Origin of the sequence: Cellulomonas hominis, from assembly GCF_005239125.1 — a bacterium.
GTDB lineage: Bacteria > Actinomycetota > Actinomycetes > Actinomycetales > Cellulomonadaceae > Cellulomonas > Cellulomonas hominis_A.
This window is the reverse complement of record NZ_SZYE01000331.1, coordinates 1-1619: the sequence shown is the minus strand read 5'-3', so window position 1 is coordinate 1619 and position 1619 is coordinate 1. Positions and strand designations below refer to the sequence as shown.

The 1619-nt window shown below is 80.1% G+C and carries 1 protein-coding gene; it reads right to left on the bottom strand.

Annotation, left to right across the window (positions count from 1 at the left end):
• Positions 1-1619, bottom strand: a 1619-nt coding sequence (murC, locus tag FA014_RS19405) for a UDP-N-acetylmuramate--L-alanine ligase (protein WP_419178443.1), incomplete at both ends; no start/stop codon positions are given.

Genomic DNA, 1619 nt, shown 5'->3' with positions numbered 1-1619 from the left:
GCGCGCCCGCGCCGGGAGGTGCGTCGGCGGCGGGCGCGGCCGGGGCGTCGGAGGCGGGCGCGCCCGCGTCCCCGGTACCCGCCAGGGCGGCGAGCACCTCGGCCCCGAGCTCGGTCACGTCGCCGGCGCCCACGGTCAGCACCAGGTCCCCGGGCGCGGCGGCGGCCGCGACGGCGCGCGCCGCCTCGTGCCGGTCCGCCACGAACCGGGCGCGGCCCGGCGTGGGCACGCGCTGCACGATCGTGTCGCCGGACACCTCGGGGTCCGGGTCCTCGCGCGCGGCGTACACGTCGGTCACGACGACGGTGTCGGCGAGGTCGAGCGCCGCGCCGAACTCCGTGGCGAACGTGCGGGTGCGCGAGTACAGGTGCGGCTGGAACAGCACGTGCACGGCGCCGTCCCCCGCGACGCCCCGGGCGGTGCGCAGCAGCGCGGCCACCTCGGTGGGGTGGTGGGCGTAGTCGTCGACGACCCGGACGCCGGCGGCCGTGCCGCGGTCCTCGAACCGGCGGCCGGTGCCGCGGAACTCCCCGAGCCCGGCCGCGACGGCGGCCGGGTCGGCGCCCACGGCCCAGGCCGCGAGGTACGCGGCGGCGGCGTTCGCGGCGTTGTGCTCGCCGGGCACGGCCAGCGCGAGGTCCGCGCCCGGCACCTCGGCCGACCGGGACGTCAGCGTGGTGCGCCAGGTGCCGCCCGCGGCGACGACGGGGCCGACGACGAGGTCCGGGCCCAGGTCGCCGATCGAGGCGTCCGTGCCGTAGGTCAGCACGCGCACGCCGCGGCGGGTGAGCCGCTCGCCGACCTCGGCCACGAGGCGCGCGGCGCCGGGGTCGTCCAGGCAGGCGACCAGGGCGCCGCCGTCGAGCACCCGGTCGGCGAACGCGGCGAACGCCGCCTCGAACGCCTCGGTCGTGCCGTAGTGGTCCAGGTGGTCGGGCTCGACGTTGGTGACCACCGCGACCGCCGGCGCGTAGGCGAGGAACGAGCCGTCGGACTCGTCTGCCTCGGCGACGAACGCGTCCCCGGCGCCGGTCCGGTACCCGGGGGCGGCGCCCGCGGGCGTGAGGACGGTGCCGCCGATGGCGTACGACGGGTCCAGCACCTCGTCCTCGCGGCCGGCCGCGGCCAGCGCGGTGGCGACCATCGCGGACGTGGTGGTCTTGCCGTGGGCGCCGGCGACGGCGATGCCGATGCGCCCGGCCATCAGCGCGGCCAGCGCCTCCGAGCGGTGCAGCACCGGCAGCCCGCGCTCCCGCGCCCGGGCGAGCTCGGGGTTGGTCTCGCGGATCGCGCTCGACAGGACGACGGAGTCGACGTCCTCGACGTGTGCGGCGTCGTGACCCACGTGCACGGTGACGCCCGCGGCGCGCAGGCCGTCGAGTGCCGGACCCTCCTTCGCGTCGGAGCCGGACACCGCCAGGCCGCGGGCGGCCAGGAGCCCCGCGATCGCGGACATGCCGGCGCCGCCGACGCCGACGAGGTGCACCCGGCCGAGGTCGGCGAGCGCGCCGACGGGCGCGGGGCGGGCACCGGCGCCGGGGCGCGGCGCGTCCGGGTCGACCGCCGGGGTGGCGACCGTCAGGGGCGGCGCGGCGACGCCGGCGGGGCCGGACGGGCCG